The sequence below is a fragment of the Leptothoe sp. PORK10 BA2 genome (genome assembly GCF_034932105.1).
Taxonomy (GTDB): domain Bacteria; phylum Cyanobacteriota; class Cyanobacteriia; order Phormidesmidales; family Phormidesmidaceae; genus Leptothoe.
Map to the genome: position 1 here is coordinate 67,103 of NZ_JAYGIG010000114.1, position 23,912 is coordinate 91,014.

A 23,912-nucleotide genomic window follows, 5' to 3' on the forward strand; every position below is an offset into this window, starting at 1 on the left:
AAGAGAAAAATATGGCGTCTAACGATACGATTTCAGACATGCTGACGCGCATCCGAAATGCAAACCTTGCGCGGCATAAGACTGTCCAAATCCCATCTACTAAAGTTACTCGTAATATTGCCAAAGTTCTTCAGTCAGAGGGCTTTATCGGTGATACTTCTGAGTCAACTGAGGGAATTGCTCAAATGATGACTGTGAACCTGAAATATAAAGGGAAAATGCAGCAGCCCATCATTCGCAATCTTACCCGAGTGAGTAAGCCTGGTTTGCGAGTTTATTCAAGCTGTAAGGATCTACCCCGAGTGTTAGGTGGTATCGGCATTGCTGTCGTTTCTACCTCAAGTGGAATTATGACTGACAGGGATGCCCGTCAAAAAGGCGTGGGTGGAGAAGTTCTCTGCTACATCTGGTGACCTATTGCCTCACACTTGTGTTTAGTAGGCTTAGTAGTTATTTGCATGGCTGTTGCTTGCGGTTAGGGAAGGATTAGAAATGTCTCGGATTGGTAAAAAGCCGGTGCCTGTACCTTCAGGTGTAACCGTGTCTGTCGATTCTCAATCAGTCGTGGTAAAGGGGCCTAAGGGTGAATTATCCCTGGTGTTGCCCGGTGAAGTCGACATTGCCCAGGAAGGGGAGCAGATTGTTGTAACCCGCCAAAACGACTCGCGTACTGCGCGTGCCTGTCATGGTTTGTCCCGCACCTTAATTGCCAATATGGTAGAGGGTGTTTCTAAGGGCTTCGAAAAGCGACTTGAAATTAAAGGTGTGGGTTATCGTGCCGCTGTGAAAGGTAAGACGCTAACCATGAGTCTGGGCTACAGTCATCCGGTTGAGTTTGAACCACCAGCAGGTATTGACTTTCAGGTAGAAGGCAATACCAATGTAATTGTTACGGGTATTGACAAAGAGTTGGTTGGCACAATAGCCGCGAAGATTCGCGATGCTCGCCCCCCTGAACCTTACAAAGGTAAAGGAGTACGCTACCTCGGTGAAATGGTTAGACGTAAAGCTGGTAAATCAGGGAAATAATTGAGTATTGAGTTATGAAAGCTACGCGTAAACAGTCCACCCACCGCCGCCATGTGCGTATCCGCCGTCGGATCAAAGGCACGGCTGAACGGCCTAGACTAGCAGTCTATCGCTCCAATAACCATATTTACGCCCAGGTCATTGATGATTATACGCACCACACCTTAGCGGCAGCCTCCACATTGGATTCTGAACTCAAGGGTGATGAGGGCGGTTCAAATAAGGATGCCTCTGCCAAGGTTGGTAAGCTAATTGCTGAGCGAACTTTGGCTAAGGGAGTAAAGCAAGTTGTTTTTGATCGTGGTGGTAATCTTTACCACGGTCGAGTTGCAGCCTTGGCAGAGGCTGCTCGTGAAGCCGGTCTGGATTTCTAAGACTTCTAAAGGGGTTAAATCATGGCAAAGGAACGTCGTAAGGGAAATAAAACTAAAGAGAAGGAATCAGAGTGGCAGGAACGGGTGGTCCAAATCCGTCGTGTAACCAAGGTAGTCAAGGGTGGTAAAAAGCTCAGCTTCCGTGCCATTGTGGTGATTGGCAATGAGAAAGGTCAGGTTGGCGTTGGTGTCGGTAAGGCCAGCGATGTCATTGGTGCCGTTAAAAAAGGTGTCGCTGATGGTAAGAAGAACCTGGTGGAAGTGCCCTTAAATAAGGCCTATTCACTACCTCACCCATCTACTGGCGAAGCGGGTGGTGCGCGTGTCTTTATGCGCCCTGCTGCTCCTGGTACAGGTGTAATTGCTGGTGGCGCTGTCAGAACTGTGCTTGAACTGGCAGGGGTGCGGAATGTTCTGGCCAAGCAATTAGGGTCTGACAATCAGCTAAATAATGCCCGAGCAGCTGCCAGGGCACTGGCCTCATTGAGAACCTTCTCTGAGGTGGCGAAGGAGCGAGGAGTTCCCCTTGAGAAGCTTTACGCTTAGGCCTAAGTTCAGCTTAGGTTGGAAAGAATTGAATTTATTGGGATTTATTGGGTTTTAAAACAATGAGACTAGAGGATGCTCAGCCTAAAGCCGGTTCAAGGCGTCGCCGTCGTCGCTTAGGACGTGGTATTGCAGCAGGCCAGGGTGCCACCTGCGGTTTTGGTATGCGTGGTCAGAAAGCTCGTTCAGGTCGCCCTACCCGTCCAGGATTTGAAGGTGGTCAACTGCCTTTGTATCGACGAATTCCAAAGCTTAAGCACTTTCCCATCGTTAATCAGAAGGTGTTTACTGTGATGAATGTTGCTAACCTGGCTGAGCTATCTGCTGGATCAGAAGTGACGATGGAATCCCTGATGGACGCTGGGATTGTTACGTCGAACGATGGGCCATTGAAAATTTTAGGGCATGGTGAACTGGATGTGGCGCTGACGGTTAAAGCAGCGGCATTTACCCAAGGCGCTAAGTCTAAGATCGAGGCGGCTGGCGGTACCTGTGAAATCGTGGCGTAAGCCTCTAGAATGAACGTATATATCAGGTAGCTGTGCTTTAGGTGGTTAGCCTAGGTGCAGCTTACTTTTAATTAGAATCTAAATCAGAATCTAAACTTATGGTTGTCAGTCGAGGAAAGACACCTAGTGCCCAGGAAACGTTTTTGCAGATGGCCCAAGCGGCTGGTCTGCGGGATCGTTTGTTGATTACCCTAGGACTATTGGTGCTGGTACGTTTTGGAATGTATATTCCTGTGCCAGGAATTGATCGTGTCGCTTTCTCACAGCAGGTTGATGCTGGAGGTCTACTGGGATTTCTAGATATCTTTGTGGGTGGTGGTTTATCCCTCCTGGGTATTTTTGCCTTGGGCATTTTGCCCTACATTAATGCCTCTATCATCATGCAGCTGCTGACGGCCGCTATTCCTCAATTGGAGGATCTTCAAAAGAACGAGGGGGAAGCTGGGCGGCGTAAAATTTCCCAAATTACCCGTTATTTAGCAGCGGGTTGGGCTGTATTGCAGAGTACGCTGCTGGCGAGCTTCTTGCTAAGTCCTTTTGCCAATCAACCGGGGGTGGCATTTATTGCTGAAACCGCCATAGCACTGACAGCCGGTTCAATGTTTGTCATGTGGGTGGGGGAGTTAATCACTGAGCGCGGTGTCGGTAATGGCGCATCGCTGCTGATTTTTCTAAATATTGTCTCATCGCTGCCCCGACTGCTGAATAGTGCGGTAGCTGTGGCCCAGTCCCCCACATCCTCGCGTCAAGATGTGGCTGGCATTGTCATTGTCAGCGTGGTTTATTTGGCCATGGTGGTGGGAATTGTGTTTGTTCAAGAGGGCATGCGACGGATCCCGATTGTGTCTGCGCGCCGTCAAGTGGGCCGTAAGCTTTATTTGGAAAAGAGCAACTACCTACCTCTGCGTCTTAACCAAGGTGGTGTGATGCCGATTATCTTTGCTTCGGCCATCCTTGTTCTGCCTCTTCAGGCGGCTCCTTACATTGCCAGTACATTATCGAATCCTGGTGTTTCAAATTTTGTAAATGAATTTTTGAGCCCGGGGTCGATTCCCTACAACCTGATGTACCTGGTGATGATTCTGTTCTTCAGCTACTTTTATGCGTCGTTGGTGGTAGATCCTGAGGATATGTCCCGCAACCTTAAAAAAATGGGGGCTAGTATTCCCGGTGTTCGTCCTGGTAAGGCGACGAGTGACTTCATTGGTAAGGTATTAAATAGGCTGACGTTTTTGGGCGCACTGTTCCTGGGTGTTGTTGCTGTGGTTCCTAGTATGGTGGAAAGCGGTTTGCGCGTAACTGTATTTCAAGGCTTAGGAGCTACATCTTTGCTAATTTTGGTCGGTGTGGCGATTGACACGGCCAAGCAGATTCAAACCTATGTGATTTCCCAACGTTACGAGGGCATGGTGAAAAAATAGTGATCAGAGTAATTTTTTTAGGTCCTCCCGGGGCTGGTAAGGGTACTCAGGCGGCTGTTCTATCTGAAGATTTTGGCGTTCCTCATATTTCTACTGGGGATATTTTGCGTTCAGCGGTGGCGGCTAAAAGTGAGCTGGGCCAAAAAGCTGAATCCTACATGAATGCGGGTGAATTGGTGCCGGATGATTTGATTTTGGATCTCATCCGTGAGCGTCTGGATCAAGAAGATGCTGGCAAGGGATGGATTCTGGATGGGTTCCCTCGGAATGTGAGTCAGGCCAATTTTCTAGATAAGTTGCTGGCGGAGATTGGGCAGCCTTGTGAGTGTGTGCTAAATCTAGACGTGCCCGATAACGTTTTGATCTCACGGTTATTAGGGCGCGGTCGTGAAGATGACAATGAAGAGGTGATTCGTAATCGACTCGTTGTTTATCGCCAGCAGACGGAACCGCTGATCGAGTTCTTTCGTAGTCGCCAGCAGCTGGTGTCGATCAATGGTAATCAGCCGATGGATTCGGTCGCGGCTGACTTGAAACAGGTTTTGCAGCCATAGGATGTGGGCGGATAAATTAATTTGGCCATTTGATTCATGGGTATTCCCACGCCTGGCAAAATTGTATTGTATGTATCATTTGTTACGCTTGTAGCATTGGCTCATATAGGCTAGAACTTTGGACGGATATCACGGTTTTAGGTGATGCCAAAGGGGTAGGTAGATATCCTAAAACATCGGGATATTTACTTTAGGAGCGGCTAGACCTATGGGTCCGTCCGCTATGTATTTGATTGTTTACTGAGTTGAGGAATAGCTACTTGTCTAAGCAAGATTTGATTGAAATGGAAGGGACTGTTACCGAATCTCTTCCGAATGCCATGTTTCGGGTAGATTTGGACAATGGGTTTAACGTATTGGCCCATATCTCAGGCAAAATCCGCCGCAATTACATCAAGATTTTGCCAGGAGATAGGGTGAAGGTTGAGCTTACGCCCTACGACCTGACAAAAGGACGTATTACCTATCGCTTGCGGAAGAAATAAGGGGTAAAAGTTTTTGGAGTGCTGAGTTTTGGCATGACTTCCAGGGCATAACGGTAGCTGTTAGTAACTGTCAGCTGAGGATGATATCTAGGATTGGGGTTGGACTAAAGCGGACGACGTCTGTACAGGGAAGTCCGGTGGTTTCTGATAGAGCTGAGATCCCTTCCCTAGCTTCATTTTCATCCACGCCAAAGGTGTTTAAGGCAATGCCGACAATTTTGGGGGATGTAAATGTTCCGCCTGCGGCGGCGACCGTTTCGTAGAGATGGATTACCTCCTGAATCGGGGGAATGGCAAACTCTGGAAAGTGCTGAATGGATTTCAGGTTAATTTTGTGTACTAGCACTAGGTGTGTTGGTTGGGATCCGCGCAATAGGGGCAATGTGGCGGTGGAGGCAGGATTTAATAGTGAACCCTGGCCTTCGATGTATAGAACGTCATTGTGATCTGCGTGGGCCAGCACCGCTTGCTCAACAGCTCCGGCGGCAAAGTCTACGCGCACGGCATCGAGGGCTATGCCCTCAGCCCCCAGCATCAGAGCGGTTTGCCCTGTGGCGATTAATTGTGAGTTTAATCCCCTGCCTTGGGTGGCTCGGTTCAGCTCAATGCAGGTGGACATTTTGCCAACGGCCATGTCGGTGCCGACGGCCAATACCCGACGGCAGTTGAGGTGGCGGGCTTTGCCGGTGCCGACGGAGAGGTCGCTGGGTTCTTGGCGCATATCCCAAATCCACTGATCGGGATAGCGGGTGGGATCTAGATGCTGGGTGAGGCTGGGATCGGCATTGAAGTAGGTGTGGAGACCGTTCATGATGTTGAGGCCTGCTGCGATCGCAACGCCCACTTCTTCTTTCCAAGGTGCTGGCAACCTTCCGCCGGAGGGCGCTAACCCAATCGCTAGCACATCGGGTTTGTGGGCCAGGGCTGCCTGCATGGTGGCGACAATGGGCACATCGCGGTCAATGCCAGTCAAGTCTTTGATGGATTTCCCGGCACAGGTTTCGTCAATGATGACGGCGATGGGATTCTGGCTGTAGCGCAGCAGTGCTAGGCCGGTTTTACCTTTGGCGCCGGTAATACCGTTGTGGAGCAAAATGGCAATGCGATGGTGGGGTTGGAGATGCATGGTTGTGAACACACGGGTGTTTGAGTTTTGAATGATCAGTGTTGCACCCTAGGGGCCTGCCACAGCTAAAAATTAGGGTTGCCGATCTATAGAAGTCTTACACAGAGATGTTTTTGAAAATGTCCCACCCTCACATTAAGCGGTGACATTGTCCGGGGCAGGTATGGCGTTTAAGTCCCTCCCCCTAGTACGGGATACCCCAATAGGCCCAGGGCTGCACCGGCCAAAATAAGTTTCCAAGCGGTAATTTTGAATTGGATGATGGCAATAAGTGATGCGATCGCAATGGCCACCGCCATCACCGACAGAGGCCACGTGGTCTGACCAAAGCTGGTGTGACCTAGGGGGACTGCCGCCGCCAAAATTGCCCCGACCACCGCCGGTTTAATGCCTTTGAGAAATGCCTGGACCCAAGGGTTGGTCCGGAGGCGCACCAATAGGGGGGCCGCCAGCATGATAAACAAAAACGAGGGTGTAAAAATACCGACAGTCGAGACCAACGCCCCCCAAAACCCCGCCATTTTATACCCCACAAAGGCTGCCGTAAGTACCACTGGACCCGGACTGAGCTGACCGATGGCCACCCCATTGATAAAGTCCTGCGTGGAGAGCCATCCCAACCGTTGGACCAGCTCAAACTCCAGCAATGGAATAATCACCAGCCCACCCCCAAAGATCAGCGTACCTACCTTAAGAAAGAATATAAAGAGGGGCCACCCATGGGCTGTGATCCGTTCGGTGCCCCAAAAACTAGGGTGTACCATCGCCCATAATCCTAAGGGCATAAACCCATGGAGCCTCAGCCCCTTGGGACCGTAAAGCCCCATGCCCAACAGTCCGGCCAGCAAGAATAGAACCGGGGTACTGAGATTGCTAAATGCACTGGCCAAAAACGCCAGACCCATGATGGACCCACCGATCCAAGTGTTAATAGATTTGCGGCCTAGGTTATAGCAAAATCCCAGAATGATCGCCACCATCACAGGGGATAGACCAAAGAATAGGGCCACCAGTTGGGGTAGCTGCTGAAACCGAAAATACGCCCAGCTCAAAACCACCACAATCAAAAATGCGGGGGTAATAAAGGCCAGACCTGCCACCAAAGCCCCTAGCCACCCGCCATGGACATAGCCCGTGTAAATTCCCATTTGCGTAGAAGCTGGGCCAGGCAGCATTTCACACACCGCCAGCCCATCAGTAAACTCATCGGTGCTGAGCCAGCCCCGTTGCTCTACGGCTGCATCATTAATCATGGCGATGTGGGCTTGGGGCCCACCAAAGCCTATAGACCCTAACCTTAGGAACAGCACAGCCAGTTCCTGTAGACGGTTTATCTGGGGATTCATAGAAAAAATCCACTATAGTAGGTTTGTTTGATAGAATAGAATCTATCGATTGGCGATTCACGATAGATTGCTGACAGCTACAACGAGGATTTACCCTGTGATTCATGCGACGCTCCATCAACTCAAGGTGTTTGAAGCAACTGCGCGTCACGGTAGTTTTACCCGTGCAGCTGAAGAACTCTATTTAACCCAGCCAACGGTTTCTATACAAGTCAAGCAGCTTACAAAGGCGGTGGGATTGCCCCTGTTTGAGCAGATTGGCAAGCGGCTTTATCTGACCCAGGCGGGTAAAAAGTTACTGGAAACCTGCCAAGAAATTTTCCAAGGGCTATCCCAGTTTGAAATGTCCATTGCCGACCTTAAGGGCATGAAACAGGGCAAGCTGAGCATCGCCGTGATTACCACAGCTAAGTACTTTGTGCCTCGGTTACTGGGGCCATTTTGCAAGCGTTATCCCGGTATCGACATTTCCCTGAAGGTAACCAACCATCAGAATATTCAAGAGCGGATGCTCTACAACCAGGATGATCTGTTTATCTTTAGCCAACTCCCTAGCCAGCCGGATCTAAAGACTTATCCCTTTTTGGATAATCCGTTAGTGGTGATTGCCCCGACGGACCATCCCTTGGCGGGCAAGCGCAACATCCCGATCGATGTGCTGAATGATGAACCCTTCATTATGCGGGAGCCGGGCTCAGGTACCCGTTCAGCGGTGCAAAAACTGTTTGCGGCCCATAATATTGAGGTCAAGGTGCGCCTGGAGCTGGGGAGTAACGAGGCCATTAAGCAGGGAATTGCAGGTGGTTTGGGGGTTTCGGTCCTATCGCAGCACACGATTATTTCGGAAGGGAGTACGGGGGAATTTGCCATTCTGGACATCAATGGATTTCCCATCCCTCGCCAGTGGTACGTGGGGCATTTAGCGGGCAAGCAACTTTCTGTAGTGGCTGAGAGCTTTTTGAATTACCTGTTGGAGGAAAGTCCGGCCATGGCGAAGCGATTTTTGCCGGGGTTGGGACAGCCGCTGTCGGCCAAAGAAGCGGCCGTAGTGTGACAGGTTCAGACAGCCGCTGTCGGCCAAAGAAGCGGCCGTAGTGTGACAGGTTCAGACAGCCGCTGTCGGCCAAAGAAGCGGCCGTAGTGTGACAGGTTCAGACAGTCGTGTCGACCAAAGAATCGGCCGTAGTGTGATAGGTTCAAGCAGAGTCGTATCGACCAAAGAATCGGCCGTAGTGTGATAGGTTCAAGCAGAGTCGTGCCGACCAAAGAATCGGCCGTAGTGTGACAGGTTCAGGCAGTCGTGTCGAGTAAAGGGACGGCTATAGTTTTTATAAATAAAAGCAGCCGTTTCAAGTAAAGAAGCGGCTGCTTTTTGGTTGATTGTGAATGCTTGGCTGCATTCAACGCGGATTAGGTTAGACCCGATAGCAGCACCAGTCCTAAGACCGCACCAAATACAATCAGGGCATAGAACTGGGCTCGGCCAGTTTCTAGGTATTTAAGGCCCTCACCGGTAATCAGGGTGAGGAAGCCGGTGAGGTTGACAATGCCATCCACCAGCTTGACATCGATGGTTAGAGCGCCTTTGGCCAGCTTACGACTGCCTTGGACAAAGAGAACTTCATAGATGTCGTCGATGTACCACTTATTGAGGGAGAAGTTATAGAGCGGCTTGATCTTGTTTGCGATCGCACTCGGATCTATCGTCTTCGTCACATACATCAACACCGCCAGGGTGATCCCCACCACCGAGATAGCCACGGAGCTGCCAGCCATCACTGCAAACTCATGGAGATCAACTTCTTCGGCCAGTTCAGCCACGGTGACCACTTCCCCAGGAGCCGAAATAAATGCCTCAAAGTAGTTGCCAAATGGGGTGCCCATCAGACCAATCAAAATGGACGGGACCGCCAACAACATCAGCGGCAAGGTCATGGATAGGGGAGACTCATGGGGTTCAGAAGCATGGTGGTGCTCCTCATGGTGCTCATGCTCTTCTTCCGCCGTGGGCATTTCCTGGGTACTCATAGCCCCAGGACCGAGGGACGCTCCCATCCGCTGTAGGTGCTCAATCCGGAGCTGTTCCTTAATGGTCTCGTTAGTACCCTTAAATTCTCCTTCAAAGGTGGAGAGGTACATGCGGAACATATAGAACGCCGTGATCCCAGCAGTTACCCAGCCCACTGCCCAAAGGACAGGACTGACTTGGAAGGTGGAACCCAGGATCTCATCCTTAGACCAGAAACCTGCAAATGGAGGAATCCCAGAAATAGCCAGGGTGCCAATCAAGAACGTAATGCCTGTGGCGGGCATATACTTTCGCAGTCCTCCCATCAGACGCATATCTTGGGCATAGGTGGGATTGTGGCCCACCACCCCTTCCATGCCGTGGATTACAGAGCCAGATCCGAGGAACAGCATGGCCTTGAAGTAGGCATGGGTCATCAGGTGGAACAGGCCCGCACTATAGGCTCCCACCCCCATGGCCATCACCATGTAACCCAGCTGGGACATGGTGGAATAGGCCAGACCTTTCTTGATGTCGTTTTGAGTGATGGCGATGGTGGCCCCCATCATGGCGGTAAAGGCCCCCACATAGGCAATGGTGGTCATCACCAAGGGGATATCTTCAAACACCGGGTACATGCGGCCAATCAGGAATACCCCCGCTGCCACCATGGTCGCTGCGTGGATCAGGGCGGAAATGGGGGTGGGGCCTTCCATGGCATCGGGTAGCCACACATGGAGGGGAAACTGGGCCGACTTGGCCATGGGACCCATGAAGACCAAAATGGCAAACAGGGCGGCTACGCCACCGGGTATACTGCCGACTTCCACCAGGTGGGTCAGCCGTTCGCCCATGATCTCAAAGTTAAAGCTGCCGGTGGCCCAAAACAGGCCGAGCATGCCTAGCAGTAGGCCAAAGTCACCCACACGGTTGGTGACAAATGCTTTTTGACAGGCGTCTGCGGCTGGTTTGCGGTTATACCAAAAACCGATTAGCAGGTAGGAGCACATGCCCACCAGCTCCCAAAATACATAGACCTGTAGCAGGTTGGGGCTGATCACCAGACCCAACATGGAGAAGCTAAACAAACTCAAGTAGGCATAGAACCGGACATAGCCAGGGTCGTGAGCCATGTAGCCATCGGTGTAGACCATCACCAGGAAGGCTACGGTGGTGACAATGACCAGCATCAGTGAGGCCAGGTGGTCGATGGTGTAGCCCATTTGGATGGTGAAATCGCCCGCTGAGGCCCACTCAAACATGTATGAGTAGGGCTCGTGGCCGTTCCACTGGCTCCAGAAAATGCCGAATGACATCACCATCGCTGCCCCAATCAGGGTAACGATAAATACTGAGCTGGGCGTACGCAGCTTGCTAGTGGCGTCGCTATAGCTAATTAGACCCATGCCGACGATGGCTGCCCCTAGGAGTGGCAGTACAGGGATGAGCCATGCATAAGAATAGAGAGCTTCCAAGGATTCCATAATATTTTTATTTGGTTGCCCGTGGTGTTTGGCAAAACCGCCTATATTCTGACACATGGGAGATGGACTAGTTTTCTACTTTGGGGGCACCTTTCTTGCGGAACATTGATTTTTCCTTGAGCAACTGCTCATGGTGAAACGGTGTAATTCAGTCCTACTGAGGACTTCTGGAGGAGCAGGGTTTGATTGGTTTCTGAGTAGATAGTGATCCTGAGAAAAAGGTTATTTTTTGCGACGGACTTTGGGGCTTTCGGTTTTTGTGTGATTTGGGTGTAATCGCGGTCTGATTGGGGTGGGCTTTGGGGCCTTTTGGCGATGGGTATGAATCTGGGGCGATGGTTGGGGCGTGGCTGCCGCTGGTTAGGGGGGCTGATGCTAGTGTTGGGGCTGGCGCTGGCTACGGTATCGCCGGGGGTAGCCCAGCCATCTGACGAGGTGGCCTCATCTGGCGCGATCGCAAATGTGGTGATCGATGGCCGGGTGCTAGTAGAGCTGGGCAGCATTGATGGGTTTACGGCCAAGGAACGAGCAGAGCTTGCTAACCAGGCCCTGGAGCAAGTGTTGGCGGATTCTGTTCGGCAGTCCAGCCCGCCGCCGCCGATTCGGGTGAGGACCCGGCAGCAGGATGGTGTGGTGACGTTGTGGGCCAATGGGCGTCATTTGCTGACGGTAACCAGGGGTGACTTGATGGCCGGGGTGCCGCCCCAGGTGCAGGCGGAACTGTGGGCTAAGCGGTTGCAAGCCGCGTTGGATCGGGCTCAGATAGAACGGCAACCTGCCTATCAGCGGCGGGTGGCCTGGTTGAGTTTGGGGGTGGTGGGCATTGCTATTGCTGTCTGGGCTTTGCTCCATAACGTTCGGCGCTGGCTGTGGCGGTGGCATACCCGCAGTGGCAAAACCTTGCCCCTGTGGATGTTGCCCTCTTTGTTGTTGGCTCAGGTGCTGGTGTGGATGGTCGCTGGGGTTTACCTCTGCGAACTGTTTCCCATTGCCCGGTCGCACCGATATCAGATTTTTCAGTTTTTAGGCCGCACCTTTACTGGCCCCCTATTGGATATTGATGGCCAGGGATATTCCCTGGTGGATGTATTCCGGCTGGTGCTGCTCACCTTGGTCCTGTGGATTGGGGTGAGAATTGTTACTTCGGTGGTGAAGTCGCGGTTTTTGCAGGCGGCTATTCCGGATCGGGGGGTGCAGGATGCGATCGCAACCCTCATGCAGGTCGGTCTGACAGGTCTTGGCCTTTTCCTGATTTTGCAGGTGTTGGGCATTGACCTCAGCGCCTTAGCAATTCTGGCCAGTGTGGTCGGTGTGGGTGTGGGCTTTGGCCTGCAAAAGATCGCCAACGATATTGTCAGCGGCTGGGTGATGCTCTTCGAGCGTTCGATTCAGGTGGGGGATTTTATTAATCTGGGGGATTTGGCTGGGACGGTGGAACGCATCGGCGCGCGCAGTACGGAAATTCGTACCCTGGATCGGGTGTCGATCATCGTGCCCAATGGGGATCTGCTGGCGAATAAGGTGATCAACTGGAGCCATGGTAATCCGGTGTCCCAGGTGCATTTGCCCTTGGGGGTGGCCTACGGTTCCGATATTCGCCAGGTGCATACGGCGGTGATGGAGGTGGCGGGTGCTCACCCTAGTGTGTTGCAATATCCCCGGCCTCGGCTGCGGTTTCTTGGTTTTGGTGATAGTTCCCTGGATTTTGATGTGCTGGTGTGGATTCGGGACCCACGGCTGCAGTTTGATCTAAAAAGCGATCTTTACTACATGCTGGAGGCGCATTTTCGGCGGCACCACATTGAGATTCCATTTCCCCAGCAGGATTTGAATATTCGGTCGCTCCAGGTTGATCCGGTTGTCTGGACCCAGGGGATACAGCAGGCAGAGGGCGGGCGGCAAAAGCCAGAAAAAACAGCTGGGCTCGGGTCTAGTGGGCTAATGCCTAATGATCTGTTGGCGGATGTGCGGGACTATTCGAGTTTGTTGGAGAGTCATCAGCGGTTGCAGGATGCGGTGCTGGAGCGACTGGTGAAACAGATGCGGTCGGCCGGTGGGGTGGATATTCAGGATCGGCGGTTTCGGTTAACGGTGTATCAGCATTGTTTTGTGGGGAGTGAGGTGGTGACGTGGCTGGCTAAGACGCAGAATGCGACGCGGGAGGCAGCGGTGAGGATTGGTCAGTCGCTGGTGGAGAAGGGGGTGTTTCACCATGTGACGGATGAGCATCCGTTTAAGGATGAGTATTTGTTTTATCGGTTTTATGAGGATGAACTGTAGGAGGAGTCTATTTCCTGGCGTTGCTGATTCCAGATATGAACCGAGCGCTGTAGGTATTAGAGCCTTGTTCAAATTTTTGCCAAGTCATGCCCCGATTCAGCAACGCCTATTGCCTTAGGGTTCACGGCGGATGTGGTCGCCGGTTAGGTTGGTGCGATAGATGTAGGTTTCATTGGTGGCGGTATCTATGGCTTCGACTTGCCAGCCTTCGGTGAGGGCGGCGAGGCAGCTTTCGGCGGGGCCGCCGAGGCCGAGGCAGCCGTCGGACCAAGTTTGGCGGCTGGAGTTTTGGATGGTGATTTGGTTGGTGGGGACGCCGAGGTGGTTGGCGAGGTCGGTGCGGATTTGGGTGGGGATGTTGTTGGGTAGGGTGTCTGGGGGTAAGTCGGCCATCGGCGGGTTGGGAACGGGCTCGGGTGGTTGGGGTTGGAGGGTGCAGCTGAGGAGGAGTGGAACGCTCAGCAATAGTAGGGGGATAAAGCGCATGGTTAGACCTCTTGAAGTGGATGGGTCTACTCTAGCTTTGGGGGTTGGGGCGGAGGGGTTGGTTACGATTTTTGAGACGATGAGCTTTTGGTAGTTTGTCTATTGCTGTACCAAAAACTTGGCGTGATCCCTCTGGGGTAGCGGGTTTAATCTATTTCTCCAGCTAGTCTAAGTGCTTCGGTGATGATTGATTGACTCAGCCACATTCCCTGTTTCTGTAATGAATCTAATATGGGCTGAATCGTGGGAATCAGCTTTTGTTGCTTGGCTTTTATCAAGACACCAAGGGTGCCTGTGTATTTGAGTTTGTAGAGACTGGCGATTTTTGCACTGCGGTTGGGGTAAAAACTTGCCCATATAGCTTTGGCAAGAGATCTAGCTGGCATGCTTGGTGTAAGTAAAGCAGTGGCGAGGTGTTGACGATAACAATTGGCTTAGGCATTGCTAACGTCTTGGGCAAGTTGCTGAGGTGTTAGGTCGAAGGGGGAAACTTGGTATTGGCCGATGGTTATTAAAAATAAAACCCGTGATAGTCCTGCTAGCTGGGCTGCCCGACCAGAGGATAGCTTGCCGAGTTCAAATAGCTTGATGGCGGCCATCAGGCACAGTTGCTGATGGATGGTTTGTTTGGTTTCTTTGAGGCTGATGAGGACTTCATCAGGGACTTCGATTTGGATGAGGCTCATGGGCCATTAGGATAGTTGTTAGTGTCTAGCTTAGCTCAGTGGGATTAATGAGGTCTGAGAAGCGTGGGTCGTGGTGGAGGGGGGCAAAGTCTTCGTCATCAGCAATTTCAGCTTTGCGAGCTTGGTCTAATTGAATAGATTTTTCTAAATAATCAAGGGCTTGATTTGGATTGTCACCGAGCAGAAAATACAACGCCATGCTTTCCAGAGCTGTGGTGTTTTCAGGATTCAGTTCAAGGGCTTTATCTAGACTCTTCTTTGCCTCAGAAAGTTGATCCAACTTAAGATATGAATAACCTTGACCAATCCATGCATAGTCATTATCAGGTTTGGCTTTCAAAATCTCGCCACAGTTCGAAAGTGCTTCATGATATTTTTTAGCCCCGATCAAGGCAAAACCTTTCAAGATTAAAACCTCTGGGACAGGAGATGTATAGGTTGAAGCCTGATCAAAACTTAAGATCGCTTCCTCATAAAATTCTAGAGAAAGTAGGGATATACCTTTGCCATAGAGCGCTTCGTGTAGGTCCGGTTTGATGGCTAACGCCGCGTCATAGGCCAGGATCGCGTCCTCGTAGCGGCCCATATTAGCCAACGAATTGCCCTTGTTATAGAGCGCTTCGTGTAGGTCCGGTTTGATAGCTAACGCCGCGTCATAGGCCAGGATCGCGTCCTCGTAGCGGCCCATATTAGCCAACGAATTGCCCTTGTTAGAGAGCGCTTCGTGTTTGTCCGGTTTGATGGCTAACGCCGCGTCATAGGCCAGGATCGCGTCCTCGTAGCGGCCCATATTATCCAACGATATGCCCTTGTTATAGAGCGCTTCGTGTTTGTCCGGTTTGATGGCTAACGCCGCGTCATAGGCCTGGATCGCGTCCTCGTAGCGGCCCATATTAGCCAACGAATTGCCCTTGTTAGAGAGCGCTGCGTGTTTGTCCGGTTTGATGGCTAACGCCGCGTCATAGGCCTGGATCGCGTCCTCGTCGCGGCCATCAGCAGCATAAATATTGCCTTGTTCAAACCTTAAACTCGCAACTTCCTCATCTTCAAGACTTCCCTCAGAAACCAGATCATTAATTTCAAAAATACGCTCCCGCCGCTGGGCAGAGGACCAACTGAGATACTCTTCATAATCTCCTTCTTGCAAAATTTGCTGCGATTTTTGTTGTATCTCTGCATCGGGTGACACAAACTCCCACACCCCAGCCCGCCAATCAAAAAAGTCAGGAGCCTTCCGCACCAGATACTTAATTGCATAGCGCGGCACTAAAAAGACAAAACATAGGGGAAACGTTTCCTTCAAAATCTCCCGTTGCAAATTTAGCTGCCCCAACAAGCGCGGAATCTTGTCCTCAGCATAAAAGTCTTGGGCCGTATAGGTGCGTTCTGGTCCCGGCTCCATATAGTCAATTAACGACTTCTCTAAACCCGTAATAAACAAAACGTCAGTTTGGTCAATATCCGGCTCCGCTTGCAACAATTGATATAAATCCGTCACCGATTTATCCAATGCCAGCCGATTAAATCGCTTGCCACCAATATCTTTCTTTATACGCTTTAGCAGCCGTTCCCCCTCAGCTGGAGAACATTGCAAAAATAGCAGCCCAAACCCCTTAGCCCAGCGAATTGACCGTAGCAGTGCTGAATATTCTTGGTCCACCGAAGGCTCTAGGTCTTTATCCCAATCCCCATCCCATTCAGACTCGTCTATTGTGCTACTTTCAGGTTCCTTGATGAACTTAGAAGTCAAGCGTCGCCAAACTGTTGATAACAACGAATTACCGTTCTGCATAATTCTATAGATCTCCCAATGCAGACTTAAATTCTTTCACGCCCCGCAATAAGGGATGTACATCTCGCCAACAAACAATCTCGTTGTCATCGTCCAGATAGCGATATTCCAAAATGCAGCGGTTAAACAACAGATTACGATGGGCCTGATCGTTCAAAATCTCTTTCGTTTTATGAACTGTAGCTAACAGCGCCCACTGATCATCATTCACCGTATTGCGATACACATTGCGCGCTTTAGTGACGGCTAACCGTGCTGCCCGTTTAGTAATGGGCAACCTATCACTTTGCTTGATCGCTTCCTGGGCCATCTGCATCAGATTACGCATGTGGCCACCGCTCATCAAACACATCTGGTCCAGTGTTTCCGGGTCATCAAACACATCCCCCACCAGCTGCGTCGTATTCGCCAAGCCATTGTCATCAAACACCCGCTGCCGCACGAGATCCCGCATCACTGCCAGACCAGGCTCACAAACCGTGCCATCTTGGTGCCGCACCATCACCATGGGTAGCACCGGAATCTCCGCATCATAGATATCCCGCAAATCTGCCCCACGCTTGGAATACACCAAGGAAATCGGCACCGTATAAATCACATGGCAACCCAGCATCTTTAGCTGTTCGCTGCGGTCCACAAAAATTTGCTCATGGTTGCTGGATTCATTCTCTCGCTTAATCGGCGGAATCCGGTCCAGACTGTCCACAATCAATACCAACTTATCGGTGGTCTGCTGGGGCGTTTGCTGCATCGCCTCAGTAATAAAAGCATTGAGCGCATTAATCAAAGACGGCGTATGGGGCTCCACAATTTTACGAATCTGAGCACGAGCCGTTGGGCTTACCTTGAGGGTGGTGGTCAGCTTCGTGAAAGGTACGTCTACGCCAATTTCATCCCCCAAGGCCACTTCACTTTGCAAGGCATCTATTAGCTCTGTCTTGCGCGATCTCAACCAGCTTTTAATCGGTGTTTCGTCACCTTTCAGGGCGTTTAACAAATTGCGGGTACAGGCCAGCAAAATATCCGTATACTGCACATCTTCGGGGTCAATGTCCGCTTCTTCCGCCGCGAAGTAAACTACCTGATACCCCTTTTCGACCAAACTTGCCTGCAGGCGTAGTAACTCGGTGGATTTGCCCGCCCCCCGATGTCCCGTATACAGCTGATGGGTAATGCGGTCGGCATAGGTAATCTGCCGACCCACATCGATTAAAATGTCCTCCTCGCCCCGCACCTGGCTACAGTTCACATACACCGGATCTCCCGCTTGCAACGGCTCAAACGGATCAAAGGAGTTGTAGATATTCTTCAGGATTTCAAAATCGGTCGGCATAGTATCCCAGACGTGGCAAAGTCTTGAGTTAGAGCAGATTACCCGGAGGTTGGGTGGAGCTAGCTTAACCTATATTTCTGATCCTAACCCCATTGGCGAAACCCAACAATCCTGATGGTTTTATGCCTGATGAAACCTATGGCGATTGAGGTGGCAACCCCTATATGAAATTCGGATAATGGGGCGAAAAATCTTGGCTGTTGGGTTTCATGGTCTGGGGGGCCAAAAATGCTGGAATTTAGGCGCAAATCTAACCCAATCTACGGGGCACTCGGCATTCTGGCTGTGGCGATTATTTATCACGTTTCGCCCATTGACTGAGTACAAATGTGCCCGTATTCTTTTCTATCAAGCCGCGCTCGGTGCGGTGATCATACAGAACTCAATCTTTGGCACCGTTGGTGAGTGCGGCAACACCCAACCAACGGCTAACCCCCGCTGATCCAGACAGTCGGAGGCTTTGGTTATGGTACCTTAGCTGTCCCGATGTGCCTATTTCGGGGCAGCTAAGGAGCGAGTTCTGGCTTCCTTGTCCTGTTCTAGTAGGAAACCAGAACCATGCCCGTTACCACTCAACTGCCGTCTGTCCTCCAGACCGCAGCCCTGTCCGCAGTGCCATCCACCGCAGCACCGTCCGCCTTCCTCGAGGACGTGCCTGCCCCCGTCGTCCTACCCGCCATCCCAGCGACCACTTCCCCTTTTCAACCCGACAAAGTCCGCCATCTCATCTTCGGCACCCTCGCCGCCATCCAGCTCACCATCAAGGAGTTGCATAAACGCGGCTACGCCGAACCCAACGACTGGAGCCAGCCTCTGCCCACCGGACGCCCCGGTGAAGTGATGGCTATTTTGACCAAACGGGTTGAGGAACTCCCCCAACCGTAGGTTGGCGTTGAGCCCCGCAAAAACCCACTAATCTGACCCCCTAGGGCACCCACCAGGGTGCCCCTACTCTTCTTCATCTGCGCCTTCTAGGGCAGCCATCAAAGGACTTTTGGCCAGGTCAAATAGCTCGTCTAAAGTCTCCCGTGCCTGGTCTAGTTCGCTGCTGGATAGGCGTCCAGTCTCGGCATCGTTGACCACGAGTGAGCCCTGCTGTCCGGCTCCTTTTTCGGTGGCGGTGACGGTGAGGATGCCGTTGATGTCAAAGTCGAAGGTGACTTCTACTTGGATAGCGCCTGCGGGTTTGGGGGGTAAGCCTTCAATCATAAAGGAGCCGAGGGGAACGTTTTCTTTGGCGATGGCATTTTCCCCCTGAAATACCTCCACCTCCACCTTTTCCTGCCCATCGCTGCCGGTGGAATACACCTCAGAGCGCGATGTTGGAATCACCGTATTGCGCGGAATAATTGTGCTAAACATCCCCGGTATCGGTATGCCCATGCCCACATCCATCATGGCGGCAATGCCCAGGGAATGGGGTACCACATCCACCAAAATCGACCCGATCTCGGCTCCAGACAACACCCCTGCCTGGACTGCCGCTCCCATGGCCACACACAGGTCCGGCTCAAAACTACTCAGGGGCACCCCCGGCAAATGGTTTTGCACCAGTCGTTGCACCAAAGGAATTCGTGTCGAGCCTCCTACCAACACAATGCGGTCGAGGTCGTCGCCCTTCATGGAGGCATCACTCAGGGCGCGATCAATTGCTTCTAATGTCCCCTTGAGCATGGGGGTAATCAAATGCTCAAAATCTTCTCGGGCTACTTCTGTTTCTAAGTGCAGGGCCGTACTCCCCCGACTCACCAAAAATGGCTCTCGCACTGCCACAAACCCATGGTCGCTCAGTTCAATTTTTGCGGCTTCTGCCGCCCGTAGCAGCCGGGCTTCAACCGCAGCATCGTCGGGGAGCTGCTCACCATGGATCTGCTGAAACTTATCGCTCAAGTAACGCTGTAGCTGCCGGTCAAAGTCATCCCCACCGAGGCGATTGTTGCCATGGCTGGCCAGCACCTCCGTCACATCCCCGGCAATGTCTACAATCGATACGTCAAAGGTGCCTCCACCCAGGTCGTACACCAAAACAGTTTCTCCCTCTTCGCTGCGGTTATCAAAAACCAGGGCAGCGGCGGTGGGTTCATTCAAGATTTGCAACACTTCGAGCCCCGCAATCTCTCCGGCTTCTTTTGTCGCCTGACGCTGGGCATCGGTAAAGTAAGCGGGTACCGTAATCACCGCCTGGGTCACCGGCTCTTCTAGCACCGTTTCTGCCTGTTGCTTTAGGGTTCGCAAAATCATGGCCGAAATGGCCTGGGGCGAATAGGTTTGACCGCCAAGGGTAGCCTCAAAGTCCGTTCCCATCTGTCGCTTGATGGATTTGATGGTCCGCTCTGGGGCAGAGGCGTATTGACGTAGCGCATAGGCCCCCACCAGTAAAGTGCCATCACTATCCAACCCCACACAGGAAGGCAGCAGCAGCTCATCATCCCCATCGGGGATCACCCAAGGTTGACCCCCGTCCAAGGCGGCAACAACCGAATTAGTCGTACCCAGATCAATGCCAATAATAGCCATAGTACAAATAAATCCCCGATCAGTAAAAAAACTTGTAGGGGCTGTGCCTTGTACCAGCCCTAGCAGCCTGCACCAGCCCTGACAACCGGCGCTATCCGTCAGAATTTTACAACGAAGAAGACGTTAAAGACGCCGAAGACGCCTGATCGGTAGCCTCAGCGACAATCACCTGGGCCTCCCTCAAGACCCGATCCTGCCACCTATACCCCTTGATAATTTCTTTAATTACCGTATTGGCTGGCTGCGCTGCACTGGGTTCTCGCCCGATGGCACTCATCTCCCTAGGATCAAAGGGATGCCCCAAGGTTTCTATGGGGGTAACTGCCTGACGCTCCAATATTTCTAGCAGCGACTGACGAATGAGGAATACGCCTTCGTAGGCGCTTTCTACCGTAGAGCTGAGTTCAGCCGTGGGGAGTGGGGAGTGATGGTTAGCCCCAGGGCGAGTGACCCACCAGCTAATCAACGTTTGCCACCAACCCTCCGAGGTAGCCTGCTCCGCTGCTGCTTGTTGAATCTGACACTGCTGCTGTGCCTGCTGCCAATGGCTACAGGCGCGATCTAAATCGTCCAAAACGGGTAACAGCTCCAGAAAAATCTGGGATTGCTGCTTTTGGAGCTGACGCCGCTGGGCGATGCGATCGCGAGGAGACTGGGTCATTAGAATTCTTTCTAGAAGTTAAATTAAAAGGTTAGACGGGTGAGAGTTTTTAGGTCAATCTGAACAGCGGCAGTGGCCTGTTCTCTGAGGGTAGCCAGGGTTTGGGGGGCAAAGCTAGCCTCTAACGGTTTGCGCTTAAAAAAATCCTCCACGGTGGCGGTACTGCCTTGGCGCAGGGCATCGTAGGCAGCGCGGATAGCCTTGAATTCCTGGGGGTGGGTATGGGCTGGAAATTGTTTGAGTTTGGCGTGGTAGGCCCGTTTAATGTCTTTGGGGCTGGCATCTGGGGCAATGCCTAACTGTTCAAAAGGGGTGCTCATAGGACAGGGTGCAGGGTGAGAGAGCTTGAAAATAGGGAGTAACCGGGGGAGTCATCCTAGGCTAGGGCTAGAAATATGCCTGGTAGATTGGCTGGCCAGTCTATCAAGATCGTTTAGATCGTTTGGACTTTTTAGTTTTTCTTGCCCCCGGTAGCGGCCTAAAAAAGTCATCCTCAAATCCGTCTGACTCGTCTTCAAACCCTCCAAACATGGGCAGGGGAAATCCGCCGCCGCCAGGAAGATTGCCGAATGGTCCCCCAGGCGGCATCGCTTCTCCCATTTCGGCGGCTAGCATTTGTAAGATCATCTGCTCCATTAACTCAGGGGGAATCTCGTCGCCAAACTGGGCCTGGGCCATTTTGGTGATCATATCTACCATGTCCTGCATGGAAGGGGGGCGACCGGAGCGGCCCAGGCCTGACATGGCAGAGCGGGTCATGGCCTGGGACTGGAGCCATTCTTCATCGCGATAGGCGTCTAAGGCATCGGTTTGCTGGAGTCGACGGGCAAGGTCAAACCCCTGATCGAAAAATTTCTGATACTCGCGGGTTTGATAGGGGTAGAGGGTGGCTTTAGCGATCAGCAGTAGGGGGTTCTGGGGTTCTTTGGCCAGGGCCTGGTCTATCCATGGCAGCAGCACAGGAGTGGTGACAAACCAGCGTACATTGAGCTGGAGCTGGGCGATGGCCTGGTAGGGCTGGGCCGTAGACCGGAGATAGCTCTCAATGGGTGGAGTCAGGCGCTCGGCTTTAGTTTCTTTCACCGCTAGGTATACCAGGTTAGCGATGCGGGCCTCGGGCTGCGCATCGATTAGGCTAATCAGCTGGGCCTGATAACGGCTTTCCAGGGCAGCGACCCCTTTTTTGCGTTTGGCATAGATGGCTATCACCAAACAGATGGCCTGGAGCACGGGCACCTGCTGGGCTGGGCTGAGGGGGGCTAGTAGCGCCTCCCATTTGTCGGCGGCTTCGGTTTGGTCAAAGGTCACCCGCTGGTCTTTGTTGGGCGTATCGGTCACCGCATCGACAAAGATCTTGAGGGCACGGCTGGGAAAATCTTTACGGTCTAGATTCCCCGTGGCATCCTGCAGCATAAAGAAGAGACGGTAGGTAAAGATCTCCTGCCAGCGGGGAATATCTGGTTCGGTGTCCAGGTCTCCGAAGGCTTTTCCATACTCACGGCGAATTTGTTTGAGGGTGGCGGTATCCCCGGTTTTTTCTAGACAGTCAGTCAGTGTTTCATAGATATTGACAAAATCAGAGCCTCCCTTGAGGGCCTGGGTGAGGAGGGGAATAGCCTGCTGATAGTGCTTACGGTTTGCGGCTAGTAACCCTTGACGACCCACAACAGGGGCGGCATCTGGATTTAGTTTGATGGCTGCCTTGAGGGCTTGTTCGGCCTGGCCGATTTTTTTGAGGTTAATTAAATGATCGCAGGTCCAGCAGTGGAGCTGGGTCAAGATGGCCCGCCGCTGCTGATCGCTCCAGATAGTCTGGGTTTCTACCCATTGAATTAACTGTTTGATCAGGCCCATGGCCGCTTGTTCGGAGCCATTTTCAAACATGGCCTGACGCAGATGGATCGCTATTTGTGGATCCTTGAGGGTGGGGGTGACCAGACGGGACCAGAATTTTTCGGCACAGTGGGGCTCATCCGTTCTCATCGCGTCTGCACCAGCCAAGGTCATCAGCGGGTCGTGCAGCTCCTGCAGGAGGGGGAAATCATCGAGGGTCTCCTTGAGGATATTTAGAAACAGGTGGGCCGCGTCATGGACTTCGTCCTCGTCGATCATGCGCAGGGTTTCTAACACCATTACCGCTCGTTTTTGGGCTGGTGGGAGGGCGTCCAGGGGAATATGCTCTGAAAAATCATCACTAAAGGTATGGGCCAGCTGCACCAGGGCAAGACGCACGATAGCCGGATGTTTGTCCCGCTTTGGGGTCAAATTTGACAGGGGCGAATAGCCAAAGGTCGGACGGCTCAGCCCTAGGGGTTGCTCTAAACCGCTCCACTGGTCTGTTTGCTGTTTGGTATAAATCGTCCAGGCAGAGGACCAATCTCCTGGGGTGATGTGATTACCCATTTTTTTGAAATGGGTCAGGGCGTCTGCGGGGGACTTTTGGTGTAGCGATAGCACCCCCCGTGCCCAGTGGAGCTGGGCGGCATAGAAGCGATGTTTTTTGGCTTCGATCAGCTCTGCCAAGGTGTCTAGGCGATCGTTGAGTACTAGCAGCTTGAGATAGCATCCCCCTTGCTGCTTGTGTAATTGGTTGGTTTCAAACGCCGTTTGGATTAGGTCTAAGGCGGCTTGGGGCTGTTCTTGTTCGACTAAGCTTTTGGCTAACCAATAGTAGGCTTCTCCTTTCTCGCCGACCGCCCCTAGTTCCATGGCTTGGCGCAGGGTTTTTTCGGCTTTACGGTAGGCCCCTTGCTTGCTATCGTCGATGCCCCAAGCGAGCAAGATATCAGCTTCACTGAGGCTGATATCGCTGGCCTGATTGATTTTCTGGGCCTGTTTTAGCTTTGTCAGGGCTTGCTGATAGAGGCCCTGGTCGTAACATTGGTTAATTTGGTCACCTAATGACGGTTTCGAGAGATTCGATAACTGTCTGAAGGAACGCTTAGAATCGCGTCTTCCCATGGGCGACCTCCTAATGCAAGTGGATTTTACTAGCCTAGTAGATTGGATTCCGTAGGGGAGGCTTTGTAAGCTCCTTTTAAGTTTTTGTGATGAAGTTTTGAAAAGCTGTTGATGTGGTGATTGTCAGGTGATGGTCACCTACTGGCCCAGTTCTATTCTTTCTTCGGGGGATGCTATGACGATACCGATCACTCCAACCGGTGAGGCAGATCTTACCGTTTGATGACATCTCCCCAGATTAAAGTGCCTTGATCTGGATCCTATTGTTCCTGGCTAGAGAACAGTTTGGTAACTGGTCCCCAGTAGACGGTGGT

General features: G+C 52.1%; 23 protein-coding genes. 11 read left to right on the top strand and 12 right to left on the bottom strand.

From position 1 onward, the window contains the following. Window positions 1-11: 11 nt before the first annotated feature. The 8 genes from rpsH (at window position 12) to infA (ending at window position 4,918) form a co-directional block, all read left to right on the top strand. Window positions 12-413 (top strand): 30S ribosomal protein S8, encoded by a 402-nt coding sequence (gene rpsH / locus VB741_RS15160; protein ID WP_323366018.1) that lies wholly within the window; start codon window positions 12-14, stop codon window positions 411-413. Between the two features lie 79 nt (window positions 414-492). Beyond that, window positions 493-1,029: a 50S ribosomal protein L6 gene (gene rplF, locus VB741_RS15165; RefSeq protein ID WP_323366019.1), complete on the top strand. Its 537-nt coding sequence runs from the start codon at window positions 493-495 to the stop codon at window positions 1,027-1,029. A gap of 14 nt (window positions 1,030-1,043) precedes the next feature. Continuing rightward, window positions 1,044-1,403: a 50S ribosomal protein L18 gene (gene rplR, locus VB741_RS15170; protein ID WP_323366020.1), complete on the top strand. Its 360-nt coding sequence runs from the start codon at window positions 1,044-1,046 to the stop codon at window positions 1,401-1,403. A 21-nt stretch (window positions 1,404-1,424) separates the two neighbouring features. Continuing rightward, the gene (gene rpsE / locus VB741_RS15175; RefSeq protein ID WP_323366021.1) at window positions 1,425-1,949 is read left to right on the top strand and encodes a 30S ribosomal protein S5; all 525 of its coding nucleotides are present in this window, start codon (window positions 1,425-1,427) and stop codon (window positions 1,947-1,949) included. Between the two features lie 62 nt (window positions 1,950-2,011). Beyond that, window positions 2,012-2,458, top strand: a complete 447-nt coding sequence (gene rplO / locus VB741_RS15180; RefSeq protein WP_323366022.1) for a 50S ribosomal protein L15 — start codon at window positions 2,012-2,014, stop codon at window positions 2,456-2,458. A gap of 98 nt (window positions 2,459-2,556) precedes the next feature. After that, window positions 2,557-3,879 (top strand): preprotein translocase subunit SecY, encoded by a 1,323-nt coding sequence (gene secY, locus VB741_RS15185; RefSeq protein ID WP_323366023.1) that lies wholly within the window; start codon window positions 2,557-2,559, stop codon window positions 3,877-3,879. Further along, window positions 3,879-4,433, top strand: a complete 555-nt coding sequence (locus VB741_RS15190; protein ID WP_323366024.1) for an adenylate kinase — start codon at window positions 3,879-3,881, stop codon at window positions 4,431-4,433. Before secY ends, VB741_RS15190 begins: the two co-directional genes overlap by 1 nt. A 260-nt stretch (window positions 4,434-4,693) precedes the next feature. Beyond that, entirely contained in the window at window positions 4,694-4,918 is a 225-nt protein-coding gene (gene infA / locus VB741_RS15195) for a translation initiation factor IF-1 (protein ID WP_006276978.1), read from the top strand. Window positions 4,919-4,988: 70 nt separating this feature from the next. Here infA and VB741_RS15200 read toward each other — a convergent pair whose 3' ends face one another. Further along, the gene (locus tag VB741_RS15200) at window positions 4,989-6,044 is read right to left on the bottom strand and encodes a DUF1611 domain-containing protein (RefSeq protein ID WP_323366025.1); all 1,056 of its coding nucleotides are present in this window, start codon (window positions 6,042-6,044) and stop codon (window positions 4,989-4,991) included. A 170-nt stretch (window positions 6,045-6,214) separates the two neighbouring features. After that, the gene (gene chrA, locus VB741_RS15205; RefSeq protein ID WP_323366026.1) at window positions 6,215-7,390 is read right to left on the bottom strand and encodes a chromate efflux transporter; all 1,176 of its coding nucleotides are present in this window, start codon (window positions 7,388-7,390) and stop codon (window positions 6,215-6,217) included. 97 nt (window positions 7,391-7,487) lie between these two features. Here chrA and VB741_RS15210 point away from each other — a divergent pair, with 97 nt between their 5' ends. Then, entirely contained in the window at window positions 7,488-8,444 is a 957-nt protein-coding gene (locus tag VB741_RS15210; RefSeq protein ID WP_323366027.1) for a LysR family transcriptional regulator, read from the top strand. Window positions 8,445-8,800: 356 nt separating this feature from the next. On the opposite strand, the gene VB741_RS15215 is transcribed toward VB741_RS15210, so the two are convergent. Beyond that, entirely contained in the window at window positions 8,801-10,873 is a 2,073-nt protein-coding gene (locus VB741_RS15215) for an NAD(P)H-quinone oxidoreductase subunit 5 (RefSeq protein ID WP_323366172.1), read from the bottom strand. Window positions 10,874-11,203: 330 nt separating this feature from the next. Here VB741_RS15215 and VB741_RS15220 point away from each other — a divergent pair, with 330 nt between their 5' ends. Continuing rightward, window positions 11,204-13,162: a mechanosensitive ion channel domain-containing protein gene (locus VB741_RS15220; RefSeq protein ID WP_323366028.1), complete on the top strand. Its 1,959-nt coding sequence runs from the start codon at window positions 11,204-11,206 to the stop codon at window positions 13,160-13,162. 114 nt (window positions 13,163-13,276) lie between these two features. Here the strand turns inward: VB741_RS15220 and VB741_RS15225 are convergent, their stop codons facing one another. The 5 genes from VB741_RS15225 to VB741_RS15240 form a co-directional block, all read right to left on the bottom strand. Next, window positions 13,277-13,648 carry a hypothetical protein gene (locus VB741_RS15225; protein WP_323366029.1) on the bottom strand — a complete coding sequence of 124 codons (372 nt, stop codon included), beginning with the start codon at window positions 13,646-13,648 and terminating at the stop codon, window positions 13,277-13,279. A gap of 146 nt (window positions 13,649-13,794) precedes the next feature. Continuing rightward, the gene (locus VB741_RS26445; RefSeq protein WP_442786368.1) at window positions 13,795-14,034 is read right to left on the bottom strand and encodes a DUF3368 domain-containing protein; all 240 of its coding nucleotides are present in this window, start codon (window positions 14,032-14,034) and stop codon (window positions 13,795-13,797) included. Between the two features lie 48 nt (window positions 14,035-14,082). Then, on the bottom strand, window positions 14,083-14,334 hold the full coding sequence (locus tag VB741_RS15230) for a UPF0175 family protein (RefSeq protein ID WP_323366030.1): 252 nt from the start codon (window positions 14,332-14,334) through the stop codon (window positions 14,083-14,085). A gap of 25 nt (window positions 14,335-14,359) precedes the next feature. Beyond that, a complete protein-coding gene (locus VB741_RS15235; protein ID WP_323366031.1) occupies window positions 14,360-16,084 on the bottom strand; it encodes a tetratricopeptide repeat protein in 1,725 nt (574 codons plus the stop codon). A gap of 46 nt (window positions 16,085-16,130) precedes the next feature. Beyond that, window positions 16,131-17,459, bottom strand: coding sequence for an ATP-binding protein (locus VB741_RS15240; RefSeq protein WP_323366032.1), 1,329 nt, complete (start codon window positions 17,457-17,459; stop codon window positions 16,131-16,133). Window positions 17,460-18,110: 651 nt separating this feature from the next. Here VB741_RS15240 and VB741_RS15245 point away from each other — a divergent pair. After that, on the top strand, window positions 18,111-18,344 hold the full coding sequence (locus tag VB741_RS15245; RefSeq protein ID WP_323366033.1) for a hypothetical protein: 234 nt from the start codon (window positions 18,111-18,113) through the stop codon (window positions 18,342-18,344). A 63-nt stretch (window positions 18,345-18,407) separates the two neighbouring features. On the opposite strand, the gene VB741_RS15250 is transcribed toward VB741_RS15245, so the two are convergent. The 4 genes from VB741_RS15250 to VB741_RS15265 form a co-directional block, all read right to left on the bottom strand. Next, complete coding sequence (locus tag VB741_RS15250) at window positions 18,408-19,976, bottom strand: Hsp70 family protein (protein WP_323366034.1); 1,569 nt, start codon at window positions 19,974-19,976, stop codon at window positions 18,408-18,410. Window positions 19,977-20,082: 106 nt separating this feature from the next. Further along, on the bottom strand, window positions 20,083-20,637 hold the full coding sequence (locus VB741_RS15255; protein WP_323366035.1) for a nucleotide exchange factor GrpE: 555 nt from the start codon (window positions 20,635-20,637) through the stop codon (window positions 20,083-20,085). Window positions 20,638-20,660: 23 nt separating this feature from the next. After that, on the bottom strand, window positions 20,661-20,957 hold the full coding sequence (locus VB741_RS15260; protein WP_323366036.1) for a J domain-containing protein: 297 nt from the start codon (window positions 20,955-20,957) through the stop codon (window positions 20,661-20,663). Window positions 20,958-21,060: 103 nt separating this feature from the next. Then, a complete protein-coding gene (locus tag VB741_RS15265; RefSeq protein WP_323366037.1) occupies window positions 21,061-23,598 on the bottom strand; it encodes a tetratricopeptide repeat protein in 2,538 nt (845 codons plus the stop codon). Between the last annotated feature and the right edge of the window lie 314 nt (window positions 23,599-23,912).

Bases quoted from the DNA above. Each gene is read 5' to 3' on its own strand.
- rpsH (WP_323366018.1), top strand. From the start codon at position 12: ATGGCGTCTAACGATACGATTTCAGACATGCTGACGCGCATCCGAAAT.
- VB741_RS26445 (WP_442786368.1), bottom strand. From the start codon at position 14,034: ATGCCAGCTAGATCTCTTGCCAAAGCTATATGGGCAAGTTTTTACCCC.
- rpsE (WP_323366021.1), top strand. From the start codon at position 1,425: ATGGCAAAGGAACGTCGTAAGGGAAATAAAACTAAAGAGAAGGAATCA.
- VB741_RS15260 (WP_323366036.1), bottom strand. From the start codon at position 20,957: ATGAGCACCCCTTTTGAACAGTTAGGCATTGCCCCAGATGCCAGCCCC.
- VB741_RS15265 (WP_323366037.1), bottom strand. From the start codon at position 23,598: ATGGGAAGACGCGATTCTAAGCGTTCCTTCAGACAGTTATCGAATCTC.
- VB741_RS15240 (WP_323366032.1), bottom strand. From the start codon at position 17,459: ATGCCGACCGATTTTGAAATCCTGAAGAATATCTACAACTCCTTTGAT.
- VB741_RS15200 (WP_323366025.1), bottom strand. From the start codon at position 6,044: ATGCATCTCCAACCCCACCATCGCATTGCCATTTTGCTCCACAACGGT.
- VB741_RS15225 (WP_323366029.1), bottom strand. From the start codon at position 13,648: ATGCGCTTTATCCCCCTACTATTGCTGAGCGTTCCACTCCTCCTCAGC.
- VB741_RS15255 (WP_323366035.1), bottom strand. From the start codon at position 20,637: ATGACCCAGTCTCCTCGCGATCGCATCGCCCAGCGGCGTCAGCTCCAA.
- rplO (WP_323366022.1), top strand. From the start codon at position 2,012: ATGAGACTAGAGGATGCTCAGCCTAAAGCCGGTTCAAGGCGTCGCCGT.
- chrA (WP_323366026.1), bottom strand. From the start codon at position 7,390: ATGAATCCCCAGATAAACCGTCTACAGGAACTGGCTGTGCTGTTCCTA.
- rplF (WP_323366019.1), top strand. From the start codon at position 493: ATGTCTCGGATTGGTAAAAAGCCGGTGCCTGTACCTTCAGGTGTAACC.
- rplR (WP_323366020.1), top strand. From the start codon at position 1,044: ATGAAAGCTACGCGTAAACAGTCCACCCACCGCCGCCATGTGCGTATC.
- VB741_RS15250 (WP_323366034.1), bottom strand. From the start codon at position 19,976: ATGGCTATTATTGGCATTGATCTGGGTACGACTAATTCGGTTGTTGCC.
- VB741_RS15220 (WP_323366028.1), top strand. From the start codon at position 11,204: ATGAATCTGGGGCGATGGTTGGGGCGTGGCTGCCGCTGGTTAGGGGGG.
- VB741_RS15230 (WP_323366030.1), bottom strand. From the start codon at position 14,334: ATGAGCCTCATCCAAATCGAAGTCCCTGATGAAGTCCTCATCAGCCTC.
- secY (WP_323366023.1), top strand. From the start codon at position 2,557: ATGGTTGTCAGTCGAGGAAAGACACCTAGTGCCCAGGAAACGTTTTTG.